General features: G+C 67.1%; 23 protein-coding genes. 13 read left to right on the top strand and 10 right to left on the bottom strand.

The genetic code is table 11. The annotated features are described in order from the left end of the window. Positions 1-16 precede the first annotated feature (16 nt). Positions 17-454 (top strand): iron-sulfur cluster assembly scaffold protein, encoded by a 438-nt coding sequence (locus tag ACFQ00_RS04350; protein ID WP_381486733.1) that lies wholly within the window; start codon positions 17-19, stop codon positions 452-454. On the opposite strand, the gene ACFQ00_RS04345 is transcribed toward ACFQ00_RS04350, so the two are convergent. Then, positions 438-911, bottom strand: a complete 474-nt coding sequence (locus ACFQ00_RS04345) for a methyltransferase family protein (RefSeq protein WP_381486730.1) — start codon at positions 909-911, stop codon at positions 438-440. The genes ACFQ00_RS04350 and ACFQ00_RS04345 overlap by 17 nt on opposite strands. 79 nt (positions 912-990) lie before the next feature. Between ACFQ00_RS04345 and ACFQ00_RS04340 the strand changes: the two genes are divergently transcribed. Further along, complete coding sequence (locus ACFQ00_RS04340; RefSeq protein WP_381486728.1) at positions 991-2,808, top strand: monovalent cation:proton antiporter-2 (CPA2) family protein; 1,818 nt, start codon at positions 991-993, stop codon at positions 2,806-2,808. Here ACFQ00_RS04340 and ACFQ00_RS04335 read toward each other — a convergent pair. Further along, entirely contained in the window at positions 2,805-3,686 is an 882-nt protein-coding gene (locus ACFQ00_RS04335; protein ID WP_381486725.1) for a LysR family transcriptional regulator, read from the bottom strand. The two genes, ACFQ00_RS04340 and ACFQ00_RS04335, sit on opposite strands and share 4 nt — an antisense overlap. A 130-nt stretch (positions 3,687-3,816) precedes the next feature. On the opposite strand from ACFQ00_RS04335, the gene ACFQ00_RS04330 reads away from it, so the two are divergent. The 5 genes from ACFQ00_RS04330 (at position 3,817) to ACFQ00_RS04310 (ending at position 8,288) form a co-directional block, all read left to right on the top strand. Further along, on the top strand, positions 3,817-5,316 hold the full coding sequence (locus tag ACFQ00_RS04330) for a CoA-acylating methylmalonate-semialdehyde dehydrogenase (RefSeq protein ID WP_381487843.1): 1,500 nt from the start codon (positions 3,817-3,819) through the stop codon (positions 5,314-5,316). A gap of 4 nt (positions 5,317-5,320) precedes the next feature. Next, positions 5,321-5,713, top strand: a complete 393-nt coding sequence (locus ACFQ00_RS04325) for a RidA family protein (RefSeq protein WP_381486722.1) — start codon at positions 5,321-5,323, stop codon at positions 5,711-5,713. After that, positions 5,710-6,858 carry an acyl-CoA dehydrogenase family protein gene (locus tag ACFQ00_RS04320; protein WP_381486719.1) on the top strand — a complete coding sequence of 383 codons (1,149 nt, stop codon included), beginning with the start codon at positions 5,710-5,712 and terminating at the stop codon, positions 6,856-6,858. The genes ACFQ00_RS04325 and ACFQ00_RS04320 overlap by 4 nt, the downstream gene beginning before the upstream one ends. Further along, complete coding sequence (locus ACFQ00_RS04315) at positions 6,858-7,190, top strand: DUF423 domain-containing protein (RefSeq protein ID WP_381486716.1); 333 nt, start codon at positions 6,858-6,860, stop codon at positions 7,188-7,190. The genes ACFQ00_RS04320 and ACFQ00_RS04315 overlap by 1 nt, the downstream gene beginning before the upstream one ends. A gap of 72 nt (positions 7,191-7,262) precedes the next feature. Continuing rightward, on the top strand, positions 7,263-8,288 hold the full coding sequence (locus tag ACFQ00_RS04310; protein WP_381486713.1) for an NADP-dependent oxidoreductase: 1,026 nt from the start codon (positions 7,263-7,265) through the stop codon (positions 8,286-8,288). On the opposite strand, the gene ACFQ00_RS04305 is transcribed toward ACFQ00_RS04310, so the two are convergent. The 5 genes from ACFQ00_RS04305 to ACFQ00_RS04285 all read right to left on the bottom strand — a co-directional run bounded on the left by ACFQ00_RS04305 (position 8,285) and on the right by ACFQ00_RS04285 (position 12,582). Then, positions 8,285-9,811: a methyl-accepting chemotaxis protein gene (locus tag ACFQ00_RS04305; protein WP_381486710.1), complete on the bottom strand. Its 1,527-nt coding sequence runs from the start codon at positions 9,809-9,811 to the stop codon at positions 8,285-8,287. The two genes, ACFQ00_RS04310 and ACFQ00_RS04305, sit on opposite strands and share 4 nt — an antisense overlap. After that, complete coding sequence (locus ACFQ00_RS04300; RefSeq protein WP_381486708.1) at positions 9,808-10,113, bottom strand: hypothetical protein; 306 nt, start codon at positions 10,111-10,113, stop codon at positions 9,808-9,810. Before ACFQ00_RS04300 ends, ACFQ00_RS04305 begins: the two co-directional genes overlap by 4 nt. 67 nt (positions 10,114-10,180) lie before the next feature. Further along, positions 10,181-10,822, bottom strand: coding sequence for a trimeric intracellular cation channel family protein (locus ACFQ00_RS04295; protein WP_381486705.1), 642 nt, complete (start codon positions 10,820-10,822; stop codon positions 10,181-10,183). Then, a complete protein-coding gene (locus ACFQ00_RS04290) occupies positions 10,819-11,757 on the bottom strand; it encodes a metal-dependent hydrolase (protein ID WP_381486702.1) in 939 nt (312 codons plus the stop codon). Before ACFQ00_RS04290 ends, ACFQ00_RS04295 begins: the two co-directional genes overlap by 4 nt. A 48-nt stretch (positions 11,758-11,805) precedes the next feature. Further along, entirely contained in the window at positions 11,806-12,582 is a 777-nt protein-coding gene (locus ACFQ00_RS04285) for a class II aldolase/adducin family protein (protein ID WP_381486697.1), read from the bottom strand. 151 nt (positions 12,583-12,733) lie between these two features. On the opposite strand from ACFQ00_RS04285, the gene ACFQ00_RS04280 reads away from it, so the two are divergent. Next, positions 12,734-14,356 carry an alkaline phosphatase D family protein gene (locus ACFQ00_RS04280; protein WP_381486694.1) on the top strand — a complete coding sequence of 541 codons (1,623 nt, stop codon included), beginning with the start codon at positions 12,734-12,736 and terminating at the stop codon, positions 14,354-14,356. Positions 14,357-14,693: 337 nt separating this feature from the next. Here the strand turns inward: ACFQ00_RS04280 and aroB are convergent, their stop codons facing one another. Together aroB and ACFQ00_RS04270 are read right to left on the bottom strand one after the other, a co-directional pair. After that, positions 14,694-15,782 (bottom strand): 3-dehydroquinate synthase, encoded by a 1,089-nt coding sequence (aroB, locus tag ACFQ00_RS04275; protein WP_381486691.1) that lies wholly within the window; start codon positions 15,780-15,782, stop codon positions 14,694-14,696. Continuing rightward, the gene (locus ACFQ00_RS04270; RefSeq protein ID WP_381486688.1) at positions 15,779-16,357 is read right to left on the bottom strand and encodes a shikimate kinase; all 579 of its coding nucleotides are present in this window, start codon (positions 16,355-16,357) and stop codon (positions 15,779-15,781) included. Before ACFQ00_RS04270 ends, aroB begins: the two co-directional genes overlap by 4 nt. 101 nt (positions 16,358-16,458) lie before the next feature. Between ACFQ00_RS04270 and ACFQ00_RS04265 the strand changes: the two genes are divergently transcribed. From ACFQ00_RS04265 to ACFQ00_RS04250, 4 genes are read left to right on the top strand one after another with little or no spacing between them, the layout of a single operon-like run. Continuing rightward, positions 16,459-16,599 (top strand): hypothetical protein, encoded by a 141-nt coding sequence (locus ACFQ00_RS04265; RefSeq protein WP_381486685.1) that lies wholly within the window; start codon positions 16,459-16,461, stop codon positions 16,597-16,599. Then, positions 16,580-18,355, top strand: a complete 1,776-nt coding sequence (locus tag ACFQ00_RS04260) for a hypothetical protein (RefSeq protein WP_381486682.1) — start codon at positions 16,580-16,582, stop codon at positions 18,353-18,355. The genes ACFQ00_RS04265 and ACFQ00_RS04260 overlap by 20 nt, the downstream gene beginning before the upstream one ends. Before the next feature lie 41 nt (positions 18,356-18,396). Further along, entirely contained in the window at positions 18,397-19,245 is an 849-nt protein-coding gene (locus ACFQ00_RS04255) for a tyrosine recombinase (protein WP_381487840.1), read from the top strand. 9 nt (positions 19,246-19,254) lie between these two features. Then, positions 19,255-20,199, top strand: coding sequence for an acetyl-CoA carboxylase carboxyltransferase subunit alpha (locus tag ACFQ00_RS04250; protein ID WP_381486679.1), 945 nt, complete (start codon positions 19,255-19,257; stop codon positions 20,197-20,199). 12 nt (positions 20,200-20,211) lie between these two features. Here ACFQ00_RS04250 and phaR read toward each other — a convergent pair whose 3' ends face one another. Further along, a complete protein-coding gene (gene phaR, locus ACFQ00_RS04245; RefSeq protein ID WP_381486677.1) occupies positions 20,212-20,754 on the bottom strand; it encodes a polyhydroxyalkanoate synthesis repressor PhaR in 543 nt (180 codons plus the stop codon). On the opposite strand from phaR, the gene ACFQ00_RS04240 reads away from it, so the two are divergent. Beyond that, a complete protein-coding gene (locus tag ACFQ00_RS04240; protein ID WP_381486674.1) occupies positions 20,753-21,841 on the top strand; it encodes an alpha/beta hydrolase in 1,089 nt (362 codons plus the stop codon). The two genes, phaR and ACFQ00_RS04240, sit on opposite strands and share 2 nt — an antisense overlap. Positions 21,842-21,846: the final 5 nt, after the last annotated feature.

Here is a 21,846-nt window from a genome sequence, read left to right as displayed (position 1 = left end):
CCCTATATCGGCCGCGATGTCCGAACCGCTCTACAACACCGCGATCCTGCGCCTCGCCGCAACGATCCCGCACCTGACGCGCCTTGCAGAGCCGCAGGGTACGAGCCGCAAGGTCTCGCCGATCTGCGGCAGCCGCGTCACAGCTGACGTCGATCTCGACAGCGAGGGCCGTGTTGCGACATTCGGGCAGGAGGTGCGCGCCTGCGCGCTCGGGCAGGCCTCGGCCTCGATCCTCGGCACGGGCGTGCTCGGCAAGTCTGCGTCAGAGCTTCGTAATGCTCATACCGCGCTCACCGCATTCCTGAAGGGCGAAGGCAGCGTCCCGGCAGGCTGGCCCGACCTCGAAATCTTCCGCCCGGCGCAGGCCTACAAGGCCCGCCACCCTTCCATCCTTCTCGCCTTCGATGCAGCCGCGAGCGCGGCGGAGGACGCAGCCGTCACAGCCAGCGCCTGACCTTGTCCTTGTAAGCGCGGTAGTCGTCGCCGAACTTCGTTTCGAGATAGCGTTCCTCGCGCGCGATCACCTGCCGGTCGATCAGGATCACCACAAAGGGCAGCAGCAGGAGCGTTGCGAGACTGTCGAAGATGAGCGCGAGGCCCGCGAAGATCAGCGCCATGCCGAGGTACATCGGGTTCCGCGTCCAGCGATAAACACCGCTCGCCACGAACGCCGTCGTCTGCCGCCATGGCTCGGGGTTCGTGCCCGCGCGGCGGAATCGCAGCAGCGCCGCGGAGATGAGGCCGAGCCCCCCGATGGCCAGAATCATGCCGGCAATGCTCGCCGCCTTGATGTCGAGCCCGATCGGCGGATCCCCGAGCAGCCGCCCGATTCCCAGCCCCAGAAGCAGCATCCCGGCGTAGACGAACGGCGGCGGGAAGCGTACCTGTGGGCTGTCCTCGTCGATCTTCATAACCGGTGCCGATGCCTCCGTTTCGCTTTCTTCGTATCTACCGGCGTGTCCCGCGCATCGCAAATCGGGGCACGCGCTGATGGCGGTTGGCGGCGATTCGACCCTGCTTCGGGACGGTGTGGTGTATCTTGCGGCAGCGGTCGCGGTGGTGCCGCTGTTCCACCGGCTGAAGCTTGGCGCCGTGCTCGGCTACCTCGTCGCGGGCATGATCATCGGGCCGCATCTGCTCGGCCTCGTCACCGATCCCGAGACGACGCTCGGCTTTGCCGAGTTCGGCGTCGTGCTGCTGCTGTTCGTGATCGGACTCGAACTGCGCCCGAAGCGGCTATGGGATCTGCGCTACGATATCTTCGGGCTGGGCAGCGCGCAGGTGCTGCTCTGCGGGTTCGCGATCACCGGCGCGCTGCTCGTCACGACCGAGTTCACATGGCAGGCCGCGCTCGTCATCGGCCTTGCACTAGCGCTGTCTTCCACCGCGCTCGACGTGCAGATCCTCCGCGATCAGGGCAAGATCAACACGCCGCTCGGCACGCGCATCATCTCGATCCACCTGATGCAGGACCTCGCGATCGTCCCGCTGCTGATCGTGACGACCGCCCTCTCCCGCACACCGGTTGCCGAGGCACCGGAGGGATGGGAACTCGTCTGGAAGTCGCTCGTCGCGATCGGCGCGCTGGTGCTCGCCGGGCGTTTCCTCGTGAACCCGCTGTTCCGCCTGATCGCGCAGACGGGCACGCGTGAGGTGTTCGTGATCGGCGCGCTGCTGATGGTCGTCGGCTCCGCGTTCCTGATGGCAAGCTTCGGGCTTTCGATGGCGCTCGGCGCCTTCATCGCGGGCGTGATGCTCGCGGACAGCCCCTACCGACACGAGGTGGAGGCGGACATCGATCCGTTCCGCGGCCTCCTGCTCGGCTTGTTCTTCATGGCCGTGGGCATGATGCTCGACCTCTCGATCATCCTGCAGCAGCCCGGCCGCATCCTCCTCTACGTCACGATCCTGCTCGGCGTGAAGTTCGCGGTGATCGCCATCCTCGCGCGTCTGTTCGGTTCGAACTGGCGGGATGCAGCGCTCACCGGCGTCCATCTGGCGCAGGGCGGCGAGTTCGCCTTCGTCGTGCTCACGGCGGCGGAAAGCGGCCTGCTGCTCGCCTCCGAAGCCTCCAGCCTGTTCGCCGCCGCCGTCACCGTCTCGATGGCGCTGACCCCGCTTCTCATCGCTGGCGTCGACAGGCTCGTTGAGCGCGAAAGTGAAGACCACGACGTCGAAGGCCCGGAGAAGGCCGAGAACGCGCCCGCGATCATCGTTGGCTACGGCCGCTTCGGCCAGACGGTGAACCAGCTTCTCGCCGCACGCGGCATCCCGGTCACGCTCATCGATCGCAAGCCGGGGCAGATCGAGCTTTCGGGCCGCTTCGGCCGCAAGGTCTACTACGGCGACGGCACCCGCCTTGATGTTCTGCGTATCGCGGGCGCGGAGGAAGCGCAGCTTCTCGTCTACTGCAACGACGGCCACCAGATGACGAACGAGATGCTGGGCGCCGTGCGACGCGCCTTTCCGAATCTCAAGGTGCTGGTCCGGGCATTCGACAGGCGCCACGTCATGCAACTCGCCAATGCCGATTGCGACGTCGTGGTTCGCGAGGTCCACGAAAGCGCGGTAAAGATGGGCCGCTCCGCCCTGAAAGCCGCCGGCGTGGATGAAAAGACCATTGATGCGATCGAGGCGGACTATCGCGAGCGCGACAGCGAGCGCCTCGCCCTCCAGATCGCCAGCGGAGACCTTCGCGCGGGGCTCGATCTCACTTACGGCACCTTCCCGCTGCCCGCGAACGAAGGCCTCGGAGAAATCCCCTACGCGCTTGAGGACGACAGCCCGCAATCAGGGCATATCGCCTAGAGCAGCACGTCGCGCCGCCGCGCCACCACCTCATCGATCCACTGCGAAAATGCCGCGATGCGCGCAAAACGGCGCATGTCGCGGTGCATCACCAACCAGAAGCTGCGCCTGATCGACACGTCCTCCGCCAACACCGGCACGACACGCGCATTCTGCGCCGCCATGAATCGTGGCAACACGCCGATGCCGCCCCCGCCTGCGACCATCTCGTACTGCGCGCTGATGCTGGTGCTGCGGATGGCGGGCTCGAGGCCCGGCAGCACCTCGCCCAGATAATCGAGTTCGGGCGTGAAAATGTGATCGGGCACATAGCCGACGATGCTGTGATCGAGGAGGTCGGCGCGCGCGTCGGGCATCCCCGCGTTTTCGATATAGGCCGGGCTCGCATAGAGGCCGAGCCGGTAGTCGGTAAGCTTGCGCGCCACGAGCGGGCCGTGCTGTGGGCGCGCGAGCATGATGGCGATATCCGCCTCGCGGCGCGACGGGCTGAGCACGCCGCTCCCCGCAACGAGATCGATGACGATGCGCGGATGGCGGCGGTGGAAATCCGGAAGCGCGCGCGCCACGATCCACGTGCCGAAGCCTTCGACGACGCTCACCCGCACCATGCCGCCCGGCCCCGCCTCGCCGGAAACCTCGCCGCCGAAGCGCAACGCCGCCTGCTCGGCCGCCTCGGCATGTTCGACAAGGGCGCGGCCCCGCTCCGTCAACACATAGCCCGCCGGGCCCTGCTCGAAGAGCGTCGCATCGACATCGCGCTCCAGCCGCGCCAGTCGCCGGCCGATCGTCGTCGCGTCCACGGCGAGTTCGCGCGCCGCCGCATTTAGCCGCTGCGTGCGTGCGACGCACAGGAAAATGCGCAGGTCATCCCAGTTCACATGGCCTCCATACTGCAAAATCGCAGCTATGTAATGCGAATCTGGGGAATTGCCCGCGGGAAGGCGAAAGCAGATAAGCGCGCCAACGCCACTTTCGGCCTATCCTTGGGGAACGAGCATGTCCGGCACCTTGCGCGAAATCGACCTTTTCATCGGCGGCGAGACCGTCCGCAGCACGAGCGGCCGCTTCGGCGACGTGTTCAACCCCAACACCGGCAAGGTGCAGGCGCGCGTCCAGTTCGCGACCGACGCCGAGATCGCCCGCGCGGTCGAGGTGGCGAAAGCCGCGCAGATCGGCTGGGCCGCGACCAATCCGCAGCGCCGTGCCCGCGTGATGTTCGAATTCAAGCGCCTGATCGAGCGCGACATGGACAAGCTCGCCGAGCTGCTCTCGTCCGAGCATGGCAAGGTCATCGCCGATTCGAAGGGCGACATCCAGCGTGGCCTCGAGGTTATCGAGTTCTCCTGCGGCATCCCGCACGTGCTGAAGGGCGAATATACGCAGGGCGCCGGCCCCGGCATCGACGTTTATTCGATGCGCCAGCCGCTCGGTGTCGTCGCGGGCATCACGCCGTTCAACTTCCCGGCGATGATCCCCATGTGGATGTTCGGTGTCGCCATCGCTGTCGGCAACGCCTTCATCCTGAAGCCCTCGGAGCGCGACCCTTCCGTGCCGATCGAGCTTGCCAAGCTGATGATGGAAGCGGGCCTTCCGGCGGGCGTGCTCAACGTCGTCCACGGCGACAAGAGCGCGGTGGATGCGATCCTCGACCACGCCGATATCCACGCCGTCAGCTTCGTCGGCTCGTCGGACATCGCCCATTATGTCTACCAGCGCGGCGCGGCAGCCGGTAAGCGCGTGCAGGCGATGGGCGGCGCCAAGAACCACGGCATCGTCATGCCCGACGCCGATCTCGATCAGGTCGTGAACGATCTCGCGGGCGCCGCCTTCGGCTCGGCGGGCGAGCGCTGCATGGCGCTTCCGGTCGTGGTGCCGGTTGGCGACAAGACCGCCGCGAACCTCCGCGAGAAGCTACTGCCCGCAATCGCCGCGTTGCGCGTCGGAGTCTCCACCGACGCAGAGGCGCACTACGGCCCGGTCGTCACCGCCGCGCACAAGGCGAAGATCGAGAACTACATCCAGATGGGCGTCGATGAAGGCGCCGAGCTCGTCGTCGACGGCCGCGGCTTCAGCCTGCAAGGCCACGAGGACGGCTTCTTCGTCGGACCGAGCCTGTTCGACCGCGTGAAGACGAACATGCGCACCTATCAGGAAGAAATCTTCGGCCCCGTGCTGCAGATGCTCCGCGCCGACAGCTTCGAAGAAGCGCTGCAGCTCCCCACGCAGCACCAGTACGGCAACGGCGTCGCCATCTTCACGCGCAACGGCCACGCCGCCCGCGAATTCGCGGCGCGCGTCAACGTCGGCATGGTCGGCATCAACGTGCCCATCCCGGTGCCGGTCGCCTACCACACCTTCGGCGGCTGGAAGCGCTCGGCGTTCGGCGACACCAACCAGCACGGCATGGAAGGCGTGAAGTTCTGGACCAAGGTGAAAACCATCACCCAGCGCTGGCCGGACGGCTCCGCCGACGGCGGCAACGCCTTCGTCATCCCGACGATGGGATAAACAGGTGCCGCGCCAGCGCACCGGGTCCGCCTCACCTTACGAGGCTGAAATCGGCTTCTCCCGCGCCATTCGCGCGGGAGACCGCATCCTCGTTTCAGGGACTGCGCCGGTCGAGGCCGATGGCCATTCGACGCCGGGCGATGCCGAAGCGCAGGCCCGGCGCTGCTTTGCGATCATCCTTGCCGCGATCGAACAACTCGGCGGCAGCGCCGCGGACGTCGTGCGCACACGCATGTTCATCACCGACCCCGCCGATGCCGAGGCTGTCGGCCGCGCCCACGGCGCCGTTTTCCGCGAAATCCGCCCTGCCGCGACCATGGTCGTGATCGCTGCGCTGCTGCGCCCGGAATGGAAGGTGGAAATCGAGGCCGAGGCCATTATAGGAACGAGCGCATGACCCAATTCGATCTCACCGACGACCAGCGCGCGATCCAGGAAATGGCGCAGCGCTTCACCGCCGACGCCATCACGCCCTTCGCGGCGAAGTGGGACGAAGACCACGTCTTCCCGCGCGACACGATCAAGTCCGCCGCCGAACTAGGCTTCGCGGCGATCTACGTGTCGGAAGCCTCGGGCGGCATCGGCCTCGGGCGGCTCGAATCCGCGCTCATCATGGAAGCGATGGCCTACGGCTGCCCGGCCGTGTCGGCGTTCATCTCGATCCACAACATGGCGTCGTGGATGATTGACAGCTTCGGCTCCGAAACCGTGAAGACGAAGTACCTGCCGAGCCTCGTCACGATGGACCGGATCGCGAGCTACTGCCTCACCGAGCCGGGCTCGGGGTCGGATGCCGCCGCGCTCAAGACCAAGGCGGTGCTGGACGGCGACCATTATGTCGTCACCGGCTCGAAGGCGTTCATCTCGGGCGCCGGGCAGAACGAGGTGTACGTCACGATGGTGCGTACCGGCGGTGAGGGCCCCAAGGGCATCTCCTGCCTCGTTATTGAGAAGGACATGCCGGGCGTCAGCTTCGGCGCCAACGAGCGCAAGATGGGCTGGCGCGCGCAGCCGACCGCGCAGGTCAATTTCGACGGCGTACGCGTTCCGGTCGAAAACCTCGTCGGCGGCGAGGGTGACGGCTTCAAGATCGCCATGGCCGGCCTCGACGGCGGGCGCCTCAACATCGGCGCGTGCAGCCTCGGCGGCGCGCAGCGCGCGATTGACGAGGCGCTTGCCTATACGCGCCAGCGCAGCCAGTTCGGCAAGGCGATCGCCGATTTCCAGAACACGCAGTTCCGCCTCGCCGACATGGAGACGGAGCTTCAGGCCGCGCGCATCCTGCTCTACGCCGCCGCCGCGAAGGTCACGGCGAAGTCACCCGACAAGACCAAGTTCTCGGCGATGGCGAAGCGCTTCGCGACCGACACCGGCATGTCGGTGGTGGACCGCGCGCTGCAGATGTTCGGCGGCTACGGCTATCTGCAGGATTATCCGGTCGAGAAACTGTACCGCGACCTGCGCGTCCACCAGATCCTCGAAGGCACAAACGAGATCATGCGCGTCGTCATCGCACGCGAACTCATGCGGGCCGCGAACTGATGGCGCCGCTCGCCGCGCTCGCTGCTCTCAATGGCCTCCTCGCCGTTGCGGTCGGCGCGTTCGGTGCGCACGCGATGACGGATCCACAGGCGAAGGCCTGGGTCACGACCGGCGCCGTCTATGGCCTTGCCCATGCGGCGGCGGCGCTTGCCGTGATCACGCGCGCGCCCGCGGCGGCATGGAGCATGACGCTCGGCGCGCTTGTCTTTTCTGGCACGCTCTATCTGATGGCACTCGGCCTGCCGCGCTGGCTCGGCGCGGTGACGCCAATCGGCGGCGTGCTGATGATCGTCGGCTGGGCGCTCCTCATTTGGCACGCGCTGCGCGCCTGACGCCTTAAATAGCGGTGCCGCGTGCCGAAACACGCTAGCTTCCCCTCGATTCGAATCGAGGGAAGACACGCCATGACCATCTCGCAGCAATGGACACTTGCCAGCCGCCCACAGGGCGCGCCCACGGCGGACAATTTCAAGTGGGTCGAGGCCGCGCTTCCTGCGCCCGGCGAAGGACAGGTGCTCGCCCGCACGCTGTGGATGTCGCTCGATCCCTACATGCGCGGCCGCATGTCGGAGGGCGCCTCCTACGCTTCGCCCGTACCGATCGGCGGCGTGATGGAAGGCGAGACGGTCGGCGAGATCATCCAGTCCCGCGACAGCCGCTTCAAGCCGGGCGACATCGTCGCCGGGCGCTCCGGCTGGCAATCGCACTGGGTGCTTCCCGCCGCTGAACTGCGCCCGCTCCCCAAGGGCCCCTTCCCGCTCTCCTACCACCTCGGAATGCTCGGAATGCCCGGCCTCACCGCCTACACGGGCCTCATGCGGATCGGTCAGCCGAAAGCGGGCGAAACCGTCTGCGTCGCCGCCGCCTCGGGCGCAGTCGGTGCAATCGTCGGACAGATCGCGCAGCGTCTCGGTTGTCGCACTGTCGGCATCGCGGGCGGCAAGGCGAAGTGCGATTTCGTCGTGAATGAACTCGGTTTCGACACCTGCCTCGATCACCACGACCCCGCCCTCCCCGCCGCTCTCAAGGCCGCCACCCCGAACGGCATCGACATCTATTTCGAGAACGTCGGCGGCAAGGTCTGGGAAGCCGTTCTCCCCCGCCTCAACGACTTCGCCCGCGTTCCCGTCTGCGGACTCATCGCCGGCTATAACGCGGCGAGCCGCGACGAGCTTTCGGGCAACATCCTGATGGCCGAACTGATGCGCGCAGTGCTCGTGAAGCGCCTCCACCTCGAAGGCTTCATCGTCAGCGATTACTGGGCCGAGACGATGCCGAAGTTCGCTGCCGACATGACCCGCTGGCAAGGCGAGAAGCCCTTCGTCTACCGCGAGGACGTGACCGAGGGGCTGGAGAACGCGCCCAAGGCCTTCATCGGACTCCTCGAAGGCAAGAACTTCGGCAAAGCCGTGGTGAAGGTGGCGGACTAAGCCGCGCGGAGTTCCGCGAGGACGCTTCGCACCGTCTGATCGAGTTCATTCGATCGCTCCGACACGCTGGTCGCGATCTGGTCGGCCTGCTGCATCGCGTTCGCGACTTCACCAAGAACGCGGCCAAGCGCCTCAACGTCGCCCGACGCAGCGTCGATCTGCACGGCCATCTCATCGGCAGCGGACGCGATCTCGGTCGTTGCCCGGATCTGATGGCTGACAGCATCCGCGATGCCCGCGGTCGAGGTGTCGATCGAATGCACCTTGCCTGTTGCATCCGAGATCGCGCTCGAAACGCTGGCGGTCGCCGCGCGGATGTCCGCGAGGTGGCGCTCGATCTGACGCGTCGCGTCTGCGGTCTGAGACGACAGCAGTTTCATCTCGTTCGCAACGATCAGGAAGCCCGACCCGTCACCAGACTGACGCGCGGCCTCGATCGCCGCGTTGAACGAGAGCATGTGACTCTGCGCAGCGACCTGCGAAATGATACCGAGAATCTGGCTCGCGGCATCGACGGTGTTGCCGAGCGCCTTGATCTCCGGCTCCAGCTGCTGCGTCGCGCTTGCCGCTTCCCGCGCCGTGTCGCGCGCCTGCCCTGAGTTCGTGCCGACGGCGTGGATCGATGACACGAGCGCGCCCGTGTCGGCGACGACGGCCCGCACTTCCTGCTCGGCGCGCCGGTGAGATTTGCGCAGCTGCTCGGAACGGAGAGCCGCACCGGAGAGCAGGCGCACCAACTCCTCCTTGCTGCTCGCGAGCTGTACACCCATGCTGTTGAGATCGGAAACAATCGCGCCGAGCCGCGCCTCCAATGCATCGGCGACGAGGCGCCTGCGGTCAGCCGACTCGGCAGCACGGCGCATACTTTCTTCCGCGACGCGATGATGTTCCGCTTCCGCCTGCGCAATCTTCAGTGCCTTCAGATTGGCTTCGGCCTCGCCCCTCGCCACATCGGCTTCCACGCGCAGCGCAAGGCTGCGCTGCGCCTCTTCCGCCTTGCCGTTGACGAATTCAGAGAGCTGACCGACGATCCACAGCAGCATCCCCGTTTGCAGCACCACGATCACGGCATGTAGCAGAACCCGCGGAATGTCGCCGCCACCGGCGAAGACCCAGTCCGGCGCGAGAACGCTGAGCGCAAGATGATGAACGGCGATAAGCCCGGCAGCCGCGATCAGTGCGCGGCGATCACACAGGACTGTGAGCCCGGCCAGCATGGCGAAGAAGTACATGTGCATGTCCATCTGCCACGGGTGGCCGTTCATCAGGTACAAGAACAGACCCGGAAAACACACTGCCGTTAACGCCAGCGCGGTACGCTGGGCGGCATCGACCACCGGAGACCGCAGAACCCAAAGCGTCGGAACAACAGTAAGGGCGAGCGCAATGGCGACAACCGAGAACGTCTCAGCCTTGCCGGTCATTACGCCGACGGCACCAAGGGCAATGCAATTCGCTGCGAACGCGCCAACGAGAAGCCGCGCACCGGCGCGGCGGATCGGGAAAAGGGCGGCGGCGCTCATGCCCGCCTCACCGTTCGGGAAGCGCACGCATTGTCCGTGCCGACAAGCGGCAGCGGCAAGGCTCCTGCGCGAAACAGCGCGGCGACCATCGCCCCCGGCGACCCACTTGCAACGATCGCGCTGCCGTCAGGACTGATCTGCAGGATGCGCGCATCGACCGCGCTGAGGTGGGGTACAAGACGCCCCGCGTCGTCGCCCTGCAAATCGACACCCCTGACGAATGCCGTGGGCGCGGAAAGCCAGAGCGCAAGCGGCGCTGCGGCAATGCATATGAGTTGAACGAAAGCCCGCACCTTCACCATACGCAACTCCCTGCCTGTTCAAAGGCTTAGAGCTTAAATGGTTAAGGACACGTTTGCCGTGGCGCGCTCACTCACTTCCAGGTGCGCGCGGCGCCGTTACCCCGAAGCGGACGCTGACCATCCGCAATGCGAATGTCGCCAACGCGCCCACAATGCCCACGGGGGCCGACGGCAGGCCGAGCGCGTCACCCACGACGACGACCGCAGCGCCGAGCATTGCCGCGAGCGCATAGAGTTCGCCGACCTTGAGCACGCGTGGCACCTCTGCGAGGAGGACGTCGCGGAGCGCGCCGCCACCAACGGCTGTGAGCACGCCGAGCAGCACCGCGGGGAGCGGATCGATACCGTAGGTAAGCGCCTTGCGCGCACCGGCGACGGCGAAGAAGCCGAGCGCCATCGCATCGAACAACATCACGGGCTGGCTCGCCCGTTCGATCAGGCGGTGCCCGAAGAACACCACGGTCGCGGCCGCCAGCGCGGAGGGCAGGTATAAGGGATTCGCCAACGCCGCAACGGGGGTCGCGCCGATGAGCATGTCGCGTGCCATGCCGCCCGCGAGGCCGGTGACAATTGCCAGTACGAACACCCCAAACACATCGAGCTTGTGCCGCACAGCGAGCAGCGCGCCGCCAAGCGCGGAAACGAAAATCCCGGCAAGATCCGCCCAGAGCACGACGGGACCGAGCACGACCGGAGGAAGTTCGTTCATTGCGCCGGCTCCTGCACGGTCGCTTCGACGCGGAACAAGGCTGGGCCTCGACTTTCCATGAAACGCGCGTCGTTGAGCACAATGCGGGCGGCACCGCTTTCCCGCGTCACCTCGGCGAACGGCAGGCGCGACCAGTAGAGGAAGTCGGCGATTTCCTTGCTTTGCGCGGCAGCAGCCGGGATGGCCGGGTCGTCCATGTGCGTCGCGAACGGCGCCTGCAGAGACAGGTGCGGCGGGAGCAGGCTCGCCTCACCGTAGCCGTAGCGGCCTCCCACGTCGTAGATCATCTGGCGCCGGAACGGGTTGATCGGCGGTGTGTTCGCCACGACCTGTTGCGGCTTTCCATAGCCCGCGGCATCCGCGGCTTCGGCCGTTTTCACCTCCGCGACGTGGCTGCCGTAGCCCATCAGACCGATATAGGCCGCCACGACAGCAAGTGCCGCACGCGCCGGACCCTCGCGCTTTCGGCGGCGGGCAAGGAACACACCGAGGCCGAGCGCAAGCCAGACCCACAGGTCGATAATGAACAGCGTGTCGCCGTAGAACCAGCGCTCGGAAAACGGCATCAGCAGGCGGATGCCGTAGACGTTCAGGAAATCGAGCGCCGGATGCGAGAGCACGCCGATCGCCGAGAGCACGAAGAGCCAGCCGAGATGCACCGGCAGCCGGCTTTCCGGCCGGGTTCCGCGTCGCCCCTGCCAGCGATCGAATGCCTGCATCGCGAGGCCGAGGCCGGGAATCATGATCGCCCACGCCAGCGGCCCGTGCGTGATGCCGCGCCGAAATGCAAGGTTCTCGCCAAACGCGACGCCGATCACATCGATGTCGGGCAGGTTCGCTGCAATGACGAGCGTGGCGACACCAAGCCCCGTCCTGCGTTTCAGCCCCGCTTCGCCGAGCGCCCATCCGGCGAGTGCGTGTGTGAGATTATCCATTGGCCGCGCACCTTATTGGGCGGTGCGCTCGCGTTCAACGGCGCTCGGTCAGTTACGGAACGAGGGGTCGATACGGTCCAGCTTCCGAAGCAGTGCGGGCCATGCGAGCATCTTGTTGAGGAGCATCATCCCCTGCCCGCTCGACTGGTCCTTCACCTTTTCGGGCGTGCCCTGCGGCGGCGTATTCAGGTTTTCGCGCCCGGCAGCGAGCATGTGGACCTGCGCTTCGCAGGCGCGCTCCAGAAAATACATGCGCATGAACGCGTCCGCCACGGTCTCGCCCACGGTGAGCGTGCCGTGGTTGCGCAGGATCATGGCGTTCTTCGTACCCATGTCCGCGACCAGCCGCTCGCGCTCATCAAGGTCGGTCGCGATACCTTCATAGTCGTGATAGGCGACGTCGTGCTGCGCGACCATCGCGGTCTGCGTGTGCGGCAGCAGGCCGAAATCCATCGCCGAAACCGCCTGACCATAAGGCGTGTGCAGGTGGACGACGGCCTTCGCATCCTCGCGCGCCATGTGGATCGCGGAGTGGATGGTGAAGCCCGCTGGATTGGTGACGTAGGGCGTCTCGCCGATGGCGTTGCCGTGCACGTCGATCTTCACGAGGCTCGACGCGGTGATCTCCTCGAACATCAGGTTGTACGGGTTTATGAGAAAGTGATGCTCCGGCCCCGGCACGCGCACCGAGAGGTGCGTGAAGATGAGGTCGTCCCACCCGTAGTGCGCGACGAGGCGGTATGCCGCCGCGAGATCGACGCGGGCGCTCCACTCCTCGTCCGAAACCTTGCTCTGCACCGACGGCATCTGGATCGCGGTGGCCATGATCGTCTCCCCGGCATTGTTCAGCCTTTCACCAAGTGTGCCCCAGCCGGCGCGCAATGCAAAGCTGGCAGGTTTTGGGGTTTGGGGCGCGTGATCTCAGTGTCACATTCCGGGCCTAACAGGCTGCCGAACGCTACCCTGAAAGGCCACCATGAGCATCAACCTCCGCCGCCGCGATCTTTTCGGTGCTGGTCTCGCCGGTCTCGCCACCATCCCCGGCCGCGCATGGGCGACCGCGCTGAACCGGGGTTTCACGCACAGTGTCGCGAGCGGCGAGCCGTCGCAGACCAATGTGCTGCTGTGGACACGCTATGTGCCCGCCGGAGACGCAGCGGCGCTCACCGCCGAGGTCGCCGAAGACGCGGGCTTCACGCGGATCGTGACGCGGAGCGAAACGGCGGCGGCGGCTTCGACCGATTACTGCGCCCGTGCCCGCGCCGAAGGGCTGGAGCCGGGACGCTGGTATTACTACCGCTTCCGCACGGCGTCGGGCGAAACCTCACCCACGGGCCGGACGCGGACGCTGCCGGCGGGGCGCTTGGGACGCTTCAACATCGCGGTCTTCTCCTGCTCCAACCTGCCGTTCGGCCTGTTCAACGCCTATGCCCACGCGGCGGAGCGGCAGGACATCGACCTCCTCGTCCACCTCGGCGACTACATCTACGAATATGGCCGCGGCACCTACCCGAGTACCGCCGACGCCATGCCCGGGCGCATTCTTGAACCAGCGAACGAGATCGTGACGCCCGCCGACTACCACGCACGCTACGCCACTTACCGCCGCGATCAGGACCTGCAGGCGCTGCACCAGCGCTTCCCGATGATCTCGATCTGGGACGACCACGAGTTCGCGAACGACACGTGGAAGGACGGCGCGCAGAACCACCAGCCAGCGACCGAAGGTCCGTGGGAGACGCGCAAGGCGGCGGCGAAGGCGGCGTACCGGCATTGGCTGCCGATGTCTGACGAACCCTACAAGGCCTATGAGATCGGCGACCTCGCAACGCTGATCCGGCTCGATACGCGCGCCGAGGGCCGCGACAAGCAGCCGGAACTCGCGGACGCCTTCAAGCTCGCCGACGACCCGGCGAAAGCGCTCGCCGCGTTCCGCGATACCGTGTGGGCAGACCCCGCGCGGCAGATGCTCGGCGCGCCGCAGGAGGCGTTTCTTGCGGATACGCTCAGCCGTTCCGTGAAAGGCGGTACGCGCTGGCAGGTGGTGGCGCAGCAGATCCTCGCGGGCGAAACGAAGACCCCCGTGGATGCCGACGCCTCATGGCTCGGCGGCACGCCGCCCGACTATGTGAAGCAGCGTTTTCAGGCGGGCGTGCTCGCCGGAAAAGTGGGGCTGCCGTTCAACTTCGATTCGTGGGGCGGCTATCCGGCGGCGCGGGCGCGCTACCTCGGCGCAGCGCAGGCGGCCGGGGCGAACCTGCTGAACCTCGCCGGGGACAGCCACAACGCGTGGGCTTACGACCTCGCGAACGGCGGCAAGCCGGCGGGCGTGGAGTTCGGCGTTCAGGGCGTCACTTCGCCCGGAATGGAGAGCTACATGCGCGGGGCGGACCCGAAGCAGGTGGCACAAGCGCTGGTTGGCGCGAATCCCGAGCTCAAATGGTGTGAAACCCAGCACCGGGGCTACATGACGCTGTCGCTGACGCCCGACGCTGCGCAGTGCGACTGGCATTTCCTCGAAACGATCCGGGCACGATCGACGGCGATTGCGGCGACGCACAGCGCGTTGGTGCGGCCGGGCACAAACCGCATCGCGTGACCGGGCTTGTAAAATAGGACGGGAGCGGCTGGGGTGGTCGCTCCGGTGCGCCGCTGAGGCCCGGATTTCCAGAGAAATTGATGAAGTTGAGACATACCCCGCGCGGGCGTGCGTGAGTTTGCGCGCGTTTCGTGCGCGCCGGCACTCTGCGCGTTCGATGTTGACGATTTCCATGCGCGCAGCCCGCCGCGCGCTTCAAAGAGCAGCGGCCCTGCCTTGCATGGGCAATCCTATTTCGGAAGCGTCTTTATCCATTCGTCATACCGGCGAAGGCCGGTATCCATGCGACGCTGGTTATGGATCCCGGCCTACGCCGGGATGACGAGAAAAGGAAGGCTCAGAGCCTCGACGCGAGGAAGGTCGCGACGTCTGCGAGCGCCACGGTCTTGTCGAGATAGGCGTCGCCGATCGCGCGGGCGAGGACGAAGGGGGTGGTGCCGCCTGCGGCTTTCTTGTCCTGCTGCATGTGGTGGACGAGGGCTTCGACGTTGAAGCCGAAGCCCGCCGGGCTGACAGGCAATCCTGATGCGGCGAGGTGCGCCTCGGCACGGGCGGCGTCTTCGGCGCTGCACAGGCCCCGATGCGCTGAGAAGGCGAAGGCCATGACCATGCCCATCGCGACGCCCTCGCCGTGGAGCAGGCGATCGGAGAAGCCGGTTTCGGCCTCGAACGCATGGCCGAAGGTGTGGCCGAGGTTGAGGAGCGCGCGGCGGCCGCTCGTCTCGCGCTCGTCCTCCGCGACGATCGCCGCCTTCATGCGGCAGCTGTGCGCGATGGCGTGGACCTGCGCGGCGCGGTCTCCGGCGAGGAGCGCGGTGCCGTTTGCCTCGCACCACGCGAAGAACGCCGCGTCGCCGAGGAGGCCGTATTTGACGACCTCGGCATAGCCTGCGCGCATCTCCCGGGGGCCGAGCGTGTCGAGAAGCTCGGGATCGATGAGCACGCGCGAGGGCTGGTGGAAGGCGCCGACGAGGTTCTTGCCCGCCGCCGCGTTGATCGCCGTCTTGCCGCCGACCGACGAATCGACCTGCGCCAGAAGTGTGGTCGGGATCTGCACGAATTCGCAGCCGCGCCGCGCGACGGCGGCGGCAAAGCCGGTGAGATCGCCGATGACGCCGCCGCCGAAGGCGATGACGGCATCGCCACGCTCGACACCAGCCGCGAGGATGCGCTCGACGAGCGTTTCCAGCGAGCACCAGTTCTTGGTCGCCTCGCCTGCCGGGAAGATCACGGGATCGATCGGGCGGCCGAGCGCGGAAGCCAACTTTTCGAGGTGTGCGGCGGCAACGGTCTCGTCAGTGATGACGAGTTGCGGACGCCCACTCTTCGGCAGCGCGATCTCGCGCCCCGCTTCGGCGAGGATGCCCGTCGCAATGACGATATCGTAGGCGCGCGCGCCAAGCTCGACCCGAACGATTTCCTTCACGCGGTTTCCCCCAGACGGCGGAGCTCCGCCACAATAGCATCGACGGCGACATGATGCGGCGCCGGCTGGCTCGAGATGCGGATCGGCGCCTCGGCGTAAAATGGATTGCGCACGGCAGCGAGATCGCGAAGCACCTGCCCGGCATCCTTGTCCTTGAGCAGCGGGCGATGATCCCGCTTCGCCACCCGCTCAACAAGCGTCTCGATATCGGCATCAAGCCAGACCGCGATGGCGCTTTCAAGCACGCGCGCGCGCGTTTCGGGATCGACGAACGCGCCGCCGCCGGTGGCGATCACCTTGGGCATACCGGAGATGAGGCGCGCGATCACACGGCGTTCGCCTTCGCGGAAATGCGCCTCACCATAACGCGCGAAAATCTCCGAAACCGTAAGGCCCGCAGCCTCCTCGATCGCCTCGTCGGCATCCACGAATTCAAGGCCGAGCCGCTTCGCAAGGCGGCGCCCGATCGTGGTTTTCCCTGCGCCCATCAGCCCCACCAGCACGACGGAACGGCTGACACCACGCCTGCGGCGAACAGGCGGTGGGGAGGCGTTTTTTGGTTCGCAAGCGTTCATCGCACTCGCTATACACAGGCGCCTCGCCGAAGGCCAAGCGCGCTCCGCCGTGCCTGCGCTTGCAGCGGACCGAAACCAACGCGATTGCTCCGGAGATGCGATTGTCCCGCCTGTTATTCTGGCTGTTTGTCATCATCCTCGCCGTCGTCGTCATCGGCGGCGTTGTGCTGATGTTCGTCGATATTCCGCACACGACTGAGCGCGTGGAGCAACCGGTTTCGAATGAAACGCTGGGTCTCTAGCACCGCCCTTGCCGCGCTCTTGATAGCAACGGCGGCATCCGGACAGGATGCCCCGAAGTCGCTGCTGCCTGACGTGTTCGGCGCGCCGCCGCCCGAAGCGCCGCCCCCGGCGCCGCGGCCTGTGGCACCCACTGGGCCCGACACGGACGAGGCGCCAGCCGCCACGGCTGAGGGCGTGCCTGTACCGGGGCTTCCCGGTACGCCTGCACCAGCAACGCCGGTTGCCGCCGATCCCTTCGCCGGCCCGGCGCGCGCGGGCAACTTTGATGTCGCGGGGCCGCTGACCGCGCGGCTCGGCGGATACGGCGTCGGCGCATTCCAGAACAGCGATGGGCGGTTCCTGAACGGGCTTCTGCAGCGCACCAAGCCGCCGATCGCATCGCGCTGGGGCCATATCGTGCTGCGCCGTGCGCTGCTTTCGCACGTGCCGACGCCGCAGGGGGTACGCCCGGCCGATTGGCTCGCCGAACGCGCGCTGCTGCTGCTGCGCATGGGCGAGGTGGACGGTGCCAAGCTGCTCGTCGATGCGCTGCCGCTCGATCGCTACACGCCGAGGCTCTACGCCGTGGCGAGCCAGGTGCACCTCGCCGCCGGGGACCTGCCGGCGCTCTGCCCGCTCGCGCCGAATGCGAAGGCGTTTTCGAAGTTGCCGTTCTGGGAAGCCGCGAACGCGATCTGCGCAGGGCTTGAAGGCGACGACATCACCGCCGCCGCGCAGTTCGACCGGCTGCGCGCGCGCCGCGCCATGCCGATGATCGACATCGTGCTCGCCGAGCGCGCGGCGACCGTGGTGACGGGCGAAGGCCGCGGCGCCAATGTCGATTGGGACGAGGCGAAGTCCCTCAGCGCATACCGTTTCGGGCTGGCGACGGCTGCGGGGATCGAGATTCCCGAAACGCTGCTGGCGCATCCGTCGGTGGCGCTTTCCGGGTGGATGATGCGTGCGCCGGGGCTTTCGATCGCCGAGCGCTCGAACGCGGCGCCGATCGCCGCTGCCTACGGCATCGCTTCGGCGCGTGAACTCGCCGCGATCGCCGCCGCGCGCATCGCCGCGATCGAGCCGGGCGCGGAGGGCGAAGACGCGATCGCCGATATCCGTGCCGCGTATGCGGGTCGCAACGCCGAAGAGCGTATCGCCGCGATGCAGCGTATCTGGCGGGCGGCTGAAACACCGCAGGAACGCTATGGTGCACTCGTGCGCACCGCCGCCGCCGCCGCGCGCATTCCGCCCGCAGCCGCACAGGCCGACGATGCGCCCGGCCTCATCGAATCGATGCTCTCGGCCGGCTATGTGCGCGAGGCGCTGAAGTGGTGGCCGGTGCTGGCGGACGGGCCGGAGGACGCGCGGCGCGCAGCGTGGCCGTATCTCGCGCTCGCCGACCGCACCGGGAAAATCGCGAACGGCGACGTCGGCGAGGCGCGCGCGTGGCACGGATCGCTTTCGGGCAAGCGCGGTGATCGCAAGGCCGCGATGTTCGCCGCCGCGATGCAGGCGCTCGACCCCAAGGGCGACTGGAGCGGCCTTGCCGAAGACTTCGGCGTCAAGGCGCTCGACAATCGCTATACGCGGCGGATCGCGGCGGCGGCGGTGGAAAAGCGGCGCGGCGAAGTGGCGATCCTGGCCGGGGTCGGCCTGCAATCGAGCTGGGCGGGCGTATCCCCGGCGCAGCTTTCGGTCGTCGTCGGGGCGCTCAATCGCGCGGGGTTCACGCGCGAGGCGCGGATGATGGCGATCGAGGCGGTGACGCGGAGTTGAGCCTCCCGGACGACGCCCGCGCGATCGCGCTGTTCCTCGACATGATGGCCGCCGAGCGCGGCGCGGCGGCGAACACCATCGCCGCCTATGGCCGCGACCTTGCGCAGGCGAGCGAGGCGCTTTCGGGCGGGCTTGCCGCCGCTGACGCGCGGACGCTCGAACGGCTGATCCACGAATGGCGCGATCTTGCGGCAACGAGCCTTGCGCGCAAGCTTTCCGCGGTACGGCGCTTCTTCGCGTTCCTCGTTTCCGAAGGGCTGCGCGCCGACAATCCGGCGGGCGACCTCGCGTCTCCCACAAAGGGCCGGCCGCTGCCGAAGACGCTGTCGCGCGAGGAAGTGGACCGAATCTTCGCCGTCGTCGAGGAGGAGGCTGCGTCAGGCCCGGCGGGGCTGCGGCTGAAGGCGCTGATCGAACTGCTCTATGGATCGGGGCTGCGCGCGACCGAACTCGTCTCGCTGCCGCGCGCGGCGATCAAGCCGGGCACGCCCTATGCGGTGCTGAAGGGCAAGGGCGACAAGGAACGCATGGTGCCGGTGTCCTCGCGCGCCGGCGAAGCCGTGGCGGCGTGGGCGGCGACGCTGGCGCCGGGCGAGAAATACCTGTTCCCCTCCGGCAATACGCACATGTCGCGCGTGCGGCTGTTCCAGATCGTGAAGACGCTGGCGGCGGCGGCCGGAATCTCGCCGCTGCGCGTCTCCCCGCACGTGTTGCGCCACGCCTTCGCGACGCATCTGCTGGAGGGCGGCGCGGACCTTCGCGCGCTGCAATCGATGCTGGGCCACGCCGACATCGCGACGACGCAGATCTATACGCACGTGCAGTCCGCGCACCTCGTCGAACTCGTCAACCGCGCGCATCCGCTTGCGGGCACGGGCCAAGACGATTAGGCGGGGGCGATGATTACGTATCTCGAATTCGAGAAGCCCGTCGCCGAACTGGAGACGCGCATCAAGGAACTGAAGGCGTCGGCCGGCGAAGGCGCGGTCAACATCGACGCCGAGGTGAAGAAGCTGGAAGCCAAGGTCGAAGCGCAGCTGAAGGCGATCTACGCGAAGCTGACGCCGTGGCAGAAGACGCAGGTGGCGCGCCACCCGGCGCGGCCGCACCTGAAAGACATCACCTCCGCGCTCATCACCGACTTCACGCCGCTCGCGGGCGACCGCAAGTTCGGCGAGGACTGCGCGATCATCGGCGGACCTGGGCGCTTCCGGGGCCGGCCGGTGATGGTGATGGGGCACGAGAAAGGCTCCGACACGGCGAGCCGCCTCAAGCACAATTTCGGCATGGCGAAGCCCGAAGGCTACCGCAAGGCCGTGCGCCTGATGGAAATGGCGGACCGCTTCGGGCTGCCCGTGATCAGCTTCGTCGACACCTCGGGCGCGTTTCCCGGCATCCACGCCGAGGAGCGCGGACAGGCGGAAGCCATCGCGCGTTCCACAGAAGCCTGCCTGAAGCTCGGCACGCCGATGGTCGCCGCGATCGTCGGCGAAGGCGGATCGGGCGGTGCTGTGGCGCTGGCGACCGCGAACCGGATCATCATGCTCGAACATTCCGTCTATGCAGTGATCTCGCCCGAAGGCTGTGCTTCGATCCTGTGGCGTACATCAGACAAGGCGGCGGATGCGGCAGCGGCGATGAAGCAGACCGCGCAGGATCTGAAGGCGCTGAACCTGATCGACGTGATCGTGCCCGAGCCCGTGGGCGGCGCACACAGAAGCCCGCAGGCGGCGATCAAGATGCTGGGCGATGCGGTCGAGACGCAGCTCTCGACGATGGACGGCATGGGCACCGACGCCGTGCGCGACGACCGGCGCGCGAAGTTCCTCGCGATGGGGCGCTGACGCCCCTTCCCTTTAATTCTTGCCGAGCTTGTCCAGTTTCGCCTGCAGCTCGGCCATCTCGCGCTTGAGATCGGCAAGTTCGGAGGCTTCGTCGGCAGGCGAGGCGCCTTCCGGATTTTTGCCCGACATCATGCTGGCGGCCGCCTCGAACATCGCCATGTTCTGCTTGGCGATCGCCTCGAACGGGTTGAACGCGCCCGCCATCGATTTGCGGAACTGTTCCTGATTGCGCCGCAGCGCCGCCATCGAGGCTTCGAGATAGGGCGGCACCATCGATTGCATCGAATCGCCGTACATCGCGATGAGCTGGCGGAGGAACGGCGTCGGCAGCATGGTCTGGCCGCGGTTTTCCTCTTCCATGATGATCTGCGTGAGGACGGAGCGCGTGATGTCGTCCCCCGACTTTGCATCGACGACCTTGAAGTCCACGCCCGCACGCGTCATCTCGCCGAGGTGATCGAGCGTGATGTAGCTCGACGAGCCGGTGTTATAGAGACGGCGGTTGGCGTATTTCTTGATGATGATCGGGTCGGATTTGGTTTCTTCGTCGGACATGAACGACCTCGATGCTGCGGGTGCGAAAGCCATAGCACGCGGCGATGCTGCGCAGCAACACGCAGCATCGGGCGCCCCGCGCGGCCCGCATCCGCTGCCGCTGTTCCTGGATCACGCCCGGCAGGCGATCGGCGAGGATCGGGCGCGCATGGAACGCTTTCTCGCCGCGCTCAACGCCTACCAGCAGTCCGGCTGGCGGCGCGACCTGCCGGAGATGCCGGTGATCGCATCGTCGGGGAGCGCGGTGCTGCGCGATTACGGCGGCAGCGGCCGACCCGTCGTGTTCGTGCCGTCGCTGATCAACACGGCCAACGTGCTCGACCTGACGGTAGAGCGCTCGCTGCTGCGGTATCTCGCGGGTCGGGGTGTGCGGCCGCTGCTCGTCGACTGGCAGTCGCCCGGCGCGGCGGAGGCCGGGCTCTCCGTGGGCGGGTACGTGACACAGCGGCTGCGGCCGCTGCTCGACAGCGTGGGCGAACCGCTTGATCTCGTGGGCTATTGCCTCGGCGGTACGATGACGCTCGCCGCCGCATCGCATCCGCTGGTGCGGCGCGTGGCGACGATCGCCGCGCCGTGGGATTTCGCGGGCTATCCGGCAGCGCGGCGGCAGGACTTGCTCTCCTACTGGCGCAGCCTCGCCCCTTCCCTCCCCGCGCTCGGCGGGATACCGATGGACCTGATCCAGCCTGCGTTCTGGTCGCTCGATCCCGCGGGCGCAGTGGCCAAGTATGAGCGCTTCGGGCGCCTTGATCCGGCCTCCGAGGAGGCGCGGCTGTTCGTCGCGGTCGAGGACTGGGCGAATACCGGCCCCACGCTCACCATCCCCGCCGCGCGCGAATGCTTCGAGGACTTCTTCGGCGCCAACGTGCCGATCGAAGGTGGATGGCGCGTGGGCGGCGAAATCGTGCCCCCGCCGCGCAAGCCGACGCTCAACATCGTTTCGCGCACCGACCGGCTGGTGCCCGCCATCGCGGTGGAGCCGTTCGGCGAAACGCGGCTGATCGATGCCGGGCACGTGGGGATGATGGTGGGATCGAACGCGCGCGCGCAGCTCTGGCAACCGCTCGCCGATTGGCTCACGGCCTGAAGCGC

Origin of the sequence: Sphingosinicella xenopeptidilytica, assembly GCF_042676985.1 — a bacterium.
Classification (GTDB): Bacteria; Pseudomonadota; Alphaproteobacteria; order Sphingomonadales; family Sphingomonadaceae; genus Sphingosinicella; species Sphingosinicella xenopeptidilytica.
This window is presented reverse-complemented; position numbering and strand designations above follow the sequence as displayed.

Bases quoted from the DNA above. Each gene is read 5' to 3' on its own strand.
- ACFQ00_RS04345 (WP_381486730.1), bottom strand. From the start codon at position 911: ATGAAGATCGACGAGGACAGCCCACAGGTACGCTTCCCGCCGCCGTTC.
- ACFQ00_RS04320 (WP_381486719.1), top strand. From the start codon at position 5,710: ATGACCCAATTCGATCTCACCGACGACCAGCGCGCGATCCAGGAAATG.
- ACFQ00_RS04280 (WP_381486694.1), top strand. From the start codon at position 12,734: ATGAGCATCAACCTCCGCCGCCGCGATCTTTTCGGTGCTGGTCTCGCC.
- ACFQ00_RS04285 (WP_381486697.1), bottom strand. From the start codon at position 12,582: ATGGCCACCGCGATCCAGATGCCGTCGGTGCAGAGCAAGGTTTCGGAC.
- ACFQ00_RS04250 (WP_381486679.1), top strand. From the start codon at position 19,255: ATGATTACGTATCTCGAATTCGAGAAGCCCGTCGCCGAACTGGAGACG.
- ACFQ00_RS04305 (WP_381486710.1), bottom strand. From the start codon at position 9,811: ATGAGCGCCGCCGCCCTTTTCCCGATCCGCCGCGCCGGTGCGCGGCTT.
- phaR (WP_381486677.1), bottom strand. From the start codon at position 20,754: ATGTCCGACGAAGAAACCAAATCCGACCCGATCATCATCAAGAAATAC.
- ACFQ00_RS04340 (WP_381486728.1), top strand. From the start codon at position 991: ATGGCGGTTGGCGGCGATTCGACCCTGCTTCGGGACGGTGTGGTGTAT.
- ACFQ00_RS04255 (WP_381487840.1), top strand. From the start codon at position 18,397: ATGATGGCCGCCGAGCGCGGCGCGGCGGCGAACACCATCGCCGCCTAT.
- ACFQ00_RS04350 (WP_381486733.1), top strand. From the start codon at position 17: ATGTCCGAACCGCTCTACAACACCGCGATCCTGCGCCTCGCCGCAACG.
- ACFQ00_RS04300 (WP_381486708.1), bottom strand. From the start codon at position 10,113: ATGGTGAAGGTGCGGGCTTTCGTTCAACTCATATGCATTGCCGCAGCG.
- ACFQ00_RS04290 (WP_381486702.1), bottom strand. From the start codon at position 11,757: ATGGATAATCTCACACACGCACTCGCCGGATGGGCGCTCGGCGAAGCG.
- ACFQ00_RS04270 (WP_381486688.1), bottom strand. From the start codon at position 16,357: ATGAACGCTTGCGAACCAAAAAACGCCTCCCCACCGCCTGTTCGCCGC.
- ACFQ00_RS04315 (WP_381486716.1), top strand. From the start codon at position 6,858: ATGGCGCCGCTCGCCGCGCTCGCTGCTCTCAATGGCCTCCTCGCCGTT.
- ACFQ00_RS04295 (WP_381486705.1), bottom strand. From the start codon at position 10,822: ATGAACGAACTTCCTCCGGTCGTGCTCGGTCCCGTCGTGCTCTGGGCG.
- ACFQ00_RS04260 (WP_381486682.1), top strand. From the start codon at position 16,580: ATGAAACGCTGGGTCTCTAGCACCGCCCTTGCCGCGCTCTTGATAGCA.
- ACFQ00_RS04310 (WP_381486713.1), top strand. From the start codon at position 7,263: ATGACCATCTCGCAGCAATGGACACTTGCCAGCCGCCCACAGGGCGCG.
- ACFQ00_RS04240 (WP_381486674.1), top strand. From the start codon at position 20,753: ATGAACGACCTCGATGCTGCGGGTGCGAAAGCCATAGCACGCGGCGAT.